This is a genomic window from Serratia sp. Je.1.23.a (genome assembly GCF_051129805.1).
In the GTDB taxonomy this organism is placed as follows: Bacteria; Pseudomonadota; Gammaproteobacteria; order Enterobacterales; family Enterobacteriaceae; genus Serratia; species Serratia liquefaciens.
This window is the reverse complement of the sequence record NZ_JBCPSR010000094.1, coordinates 1-255: the sequence shown is the minus strand read 5'-3', so window position 1 is coordinate 255 and position 255 is coordinate 1. Positions and strand designations below refer to the sequence as shown.

Sequence of the window (255 nt, the reverse complement as noted above, 5' to 3'; positions counted from 1 at the left end):
TTGTGGCGTCGTCCAGTCACCGGAAGTCCCTTGTCTGTACTTCCACTGGTAAGTGGATGCATCAGTGCCCGTGCCGTTGGTGACAAAGGCATAACTCACCCCCAGGGACTTGCCGGCCTCAACCGTCGTCGAAGTGGCTTTCACGTCCTTCACCGCGGGGGCCGCGAAGATGGTCACCACATCAGCATCGGCAACACAAACCTCACTCCCCTTGATGCTTTGCTCCTTACCCTTAGGGGTGACACAGGCGCGAAC

Annotated in this window: 1 protein-coding gene; it reads right to left on the bottom strand. The window is 58.4% G+C overall.

Going from position 1 to position 255, the window contains the following annotated elements; genetic code table 11:
• On the bottom strand, nt 1–255 hold a 255-nt coding region (locus AAZT04_RS26335; protein ID WP_434682343.1), incomplete at both ends, for a hypothetical protein.